Source organism: Synechococcus sp. R6-7 (assembly GCF_047461695.1).
Classification (GTDB): Bacteria; Cyanobacteriota; Cyanobacteriia; order Thermostichales; family Thermostichaceae; genus Thermostichus.
Genome location: NZ_JANSHS010000174.1, coordinates 1 through 2,894, shown reverse-complemented (window position 1 = coordinate 2,894; position 2,894 = coordinate 1). Strand labels below are relative to the sequence as shown.

Annotated in this window: 4 protein-coding genes and 1 pseudogene; 4 read left to right on the top strand and 1 reads right to left on the bottom strand. The window is 57.8% G+C overall.

The window, feature by feature from the left end; genetic code table 11:
• The first annotated feature begins 157 nt into the window (after positions 1–157).
• The 4 genes from NW815_RS05935 (at position 158) to NW815_RS05920 (ending at position 2,223) form a co-directional block, all read left to right on the top strand.
• Entirely contained in the window at positions 158–616 is a 459-nt protein-coding gene (locus tag NW815_RS05935) for an MAPEG family protein (RefSeq protein ID WP_414384097.1), read from the top strand.
• A 151-nt stretch (positions 617–767) separates the two neighbouring features.
• Complete coding sequence (locus NW815_RS05930; RefSeq protein WP_414332008.1) at positions 768–1,037, top strand: hypothetical protein; 270 nt, start codon at positions 768–770, stop codon at positions 1,035–1,037.
• Positions 1,038–1,073: 36 nt separating this feature from the next.
• Positions 1,074–1,754, top strand: coding sequence for an energy-coupling factor ABC transporter ATP-binding protein (locus tag NW815_RS05925; protein ID WP_414331746.1), 681 nt, complete (start codon positions 1,074–1,076; stop codon positions 1,752–1,754).
• Between the two features lie 256 nt (positions 1,755–2,010).
• Positions 2,011–2,223, top strand: coding sequence for a CP12 domain-containing protein (locus tag NW815_RS05920; RefSeq protein WP_011434185.1), 213 nt, complete (start codon positions 2,011–2,013; stop codon positions 2,221–2,223).
• A gap of 398 nt (positions 2,224–2,621) precedes the next feature.
• On the opposite strand, the pseudogene NW815_RS05915 reads toward NW815_RS05920, so the two are convergent.
• Positions 2,622–2,894: pseudogene (locus tag NW815_RS05915) on the bottom strand (iron permease); the annotation flags it as partial.

Genomic DNA, 2,894 nt, shown 5'->3' with positions numbered 1-2,894 from the left:
TGCGGGGCTCCTGCGATTTCTAGCTGACGCAAGCATCTGCCTGGATAGACAGCCCGATAGATGGATAATGGTTCTGGTGTTGATTTTCCCGGCAATAGCTCCTGCCCGAGCTGGGCTCCTTCCTCTCCCCTGTTATCTTGCACCGTCCTTTTGCCTTATGTTGCCAAGCCTTCCTCTCGCAGCTATCCCCCTGTTCTCTATTGCGGCAGCCATGCTCTTGGTCTATCTGCCCATGGGGGTGGTGGGCTATGCCCGTGCCCGCGTTGGCTACGACCTGCATGCTCCTCGGGCTATGTTTGATAGGCTACCTCCCTACGGGCAACGGGCCACCTGGGCCCACGCCAACGGGTTTGAGACCTTTGGGATGTTTGCGGCAGCAGCGTTGATCGCCTACATCACCGGCCCTCACCCGGATCCCTGGTATTTTGGCCTCAGCGGAGATGAAGGGGTAGCTGTGCTGTGTGGGGTGTTTCTGCTGGCGCGGCTGCTCTACAACTTTTTCTACATTGCCGATATTCCCATTGGGCGATCCCTCTCCTTCTTGGCGGGATCCCTGGCCACGTTGGGCCTGTTGCTGATTAGCCTGCTGCCTTTTCTCGGCACCGGCCTGGCCTAATCTGGCGAGAGAAACTCCCCCGTCATTTGTTGAGCCTGCCGGTACCCTGGCCCAACCTGCGATACTGGAAAAGGACTTCGTCCTGCTGTCGCCAACGGCGTCCTCTGGGTGCCTCTCTTTTGTCCCACGGCCCACTACGCAACGGTCAGCCATGTACACTCTGGAACTGCTCCTGAAAGGGAACCCTGCCCCCATCGTTGTCCACCAAAAAGAGGAAGAAGCGGCCAACCGGGCCTACCAAAGCATCGTCAATGCTCTGCAGAGTGGATCCCCTCAGAGTTTGGAGCTGACCTGCGACCGCACCGGCAAAAAGGTGTTCCTGCTCACCGGTGAGCTATGTGGCGTGCAAATGACTTCCAAGTCGGGCGGCGCCAGCCCCATGGGAGCCCGTCCCGGTTTTTTGGCCCAGTTGCAAAGCTGAGGACAGCCCTTTTCTCTCTGCCGCTAAGGGATCCCCATGTCTGAGGTGGCCATTCGGGTGGAGAGCCTGACCTTTGCTTGGCCGGAACGTCCGCCGGTTTTGCAGGCGTGCAGTTTTGTCATTCCCAAGGGCCAGTTGTGGATGCTGTTGGGGCCCAATGGCAGCGGCAAGTCCACTTTGTTGCAACTGTTGTCCGGATCCCTGACCCATCCCCAGCCCCTTTCGGGCCACCTGGAGATTCGCGGTCGGCTGGGCTATGTGTTTCAAAACCCGGATCACCAACTGTTCATGCCCACGGTGGGAGCCGATGTGGCCTTTGGCTTGGGAGCAGAGGCTCTGACCTTGGCGGAAATTCACCAGCGGGTGGAAACAGCCTTGGAGCAAGTCGGATTAAAGCACCTGATCCGTCGGCCCATCCACGGCCTCAGCGGCGGACAGAAGCAACGGGTGGCGGTGGCAGGGGCTTTGGCCCGGCGCAGTGAGGTGCTGCTTTTGGACGAGCCGACAGCTCTGTTGGATCCCGATAGCCAGGCGGATTTGCTGCGGTGCATCCGTCAATTGGTGGATCAAGAAGGCATCACCGCCCTTTGGGTAACCCATCGGCTGGCGGAACTGGAATGGGCAGACGGGGCGATTTTGCTCTCGGAAGGTCAAGTGCGTCAACAGGGATCCCCAGAGCAGGTGCGGCAACGGATTGAACAACTGTTTGGGGCCTGAGGGATCCCTGCGCATCCTGATCCCAAAGAGATCGCGAAAGCGCAGCTGCACCCCCTGCCGTCACTGTTTAGAATGGGTAATGTATCCGGTTGATCAATTCGGTTGGCACAAGGTCATTATCCTGGACTCATTCCTCATCTGGATCGGCTGGTTTTTACCTGTTGATCCTCGGTTACACCGAATCCCTACAGGTTCTGCGTCAACCGGTTATATCAGCGGGCCACCGGCCCCATCTAGTCTAAAGGAGCTTGAGAACATGGGACTGTCTGAAGTGATCGCCAAAGAGCTGGAAAATGCTCGCAACGTCTGCTCTGAGTACGGCGAAGGGGATCCCCACTGCCGTGCGGCCTGGGACGCAGTTGAAGAAGTGCTGGCAGCTCGCAGCCACCAGCCGAGGACTCCCAGCAGCCTAGAGCAGCACTGCGCCGAAAACCCAGATGCTGTTGAATGCCGGGTCTACGATACCTGATTCTCGGGAACCCCACAGAGTGGATGCTCTCTGTCGATTCCGTAGCGATCGACAGGGTTTCCTACTGGGGATCTCCGACAAAATCCAGCGGCCTGCCGGATCCCTGCCGGTAGGCTTTGCTTTCTTGGACTGGAAGGCTTGACTGGGTGCGGTTTCAGGCGCGACGTACAGAGCGCTTTCTTTTTAGGGTCATTTTGATTCAAACCAGGACACTGCACCCGCACTTAAAACGTTAGATGCACAGGGCCAGAAGGCTTTTCCCAGTACCTCGGTCGCCTTGTCCCAACCTGAAACGACTATGAAATTGTGACCTGCATCATTGCCATCCATCAAAACCAGGACAGGGATTCATCAAACTTATGGCTTATGGGATCCCCAGTGCCGGTGGAGAGCGTTTTTCACGAAGAAAGCCTCTGAGCAGAATCAGCCCGCAGCCATTGCCTCACCCACAAGGCGAAGGCTATTCCCAGCAGCAGCAGTTGGGGGAGCAGCGTCTGCCAAGTGGGATATATGCCCAGCCAGCGCAGCTTTGGGATCCCGACCAGGGGGGTGATGGGCAGCCAGTCCGCCACCTGCAGAGCGTGCAGGCCACTGCCCAAAAACTTAAAGCCCAAATAGAAAACCAGCAGACTCAGGCCCCGGAAAAAAACTCCCAGCGGCAATTTCAGCCC

What these genes read in the sequence shown, in the direction of transcription:
- NW815_RS05935 (WP_414384097.1), top strand. Translation starts at nt 158, where the DNA reads ATGTTGCCAAGCCTTCCTCTCGCAGCTATCCCCCTGTTCTCTATTGCG.
- NW815_RS05930 (WP_414332008.1), top strand. Translation starts at nt 768, where the DNA reads ATGTACACTCTGGAACTGCTCCTGAAAGGGAACCCTGCCCCCATCGTT.
- NW815_RS05925 (WP_414331746.1), top strand. Translation starts at nt 1,074, where the DNA reads ATGTCTGAGGTGGCCATTCGGGTGGAGAGCCTGACCTTTGCTTGGCCG.
- NW815_RS05920 (WP_011434185.1), top strand. Translation starts at nt 2,011, where the DNA reads ATGGGACTGTCTGAAGTGATCGCCAAAGAGCTGGAAAATGCTCGCAAC.